This is a genomic window from Mesorhizobium sp. LNHC209A00 (assembly GCF_000502915.1).
Taxonomy (GTDB): Bacteria; Pseudomonadota; Alphaproteobacteria; order Rhizobiales; family Rhizobiaceae; genus Mesorhizobium.
Genome location: NZ_AYWT01000066.1, coordinates 1 through 283, shown reverse-complemented (window position 1 = coordinate 283; position 283 = coordinate 1). Strand labels below are relative to the sequence as shown.

The window sequence follows — 283 nt, the reverse complement described above, 5'->3', positions numbered from 1 at the left end:
GCCAAATGGCAGGCCAAATATCCGAAGCTGGTCAACTGGGTGGAGGACAACATCGAGGAGACGCTGAGCTTCTATCGGCTGCCGCTTGCCCATCATAAGCACATGAAATCGACCAACATGCTGGAGCGGCTGAACCAGGAGATCAAACGGCGCACCCTGGTCGTGCGCATCTTCCCCAACCCGCAGAGTTGCCTGCGGCTGGTTCGGGCGCTGGCGGTCGAGATCCACGAGAACTGGCTCGAGGCGACCCGCTATCTCAACATGGATCATCTGCGTGAGCACA

1 protein-coding gene is annotated in these 283 nt (G+C 59.0%); it reads left to right on the top strand.

Annotation, left to right across the window (positions count from 1 at the left end; all coding sequences use genetic code 11):
- On the top strand, positions 1–283 hold a 283-nt coding region (locus tag X739_RS136595; protein WP_023796706.1), incomplete at both ends, for an IS256 family transposase.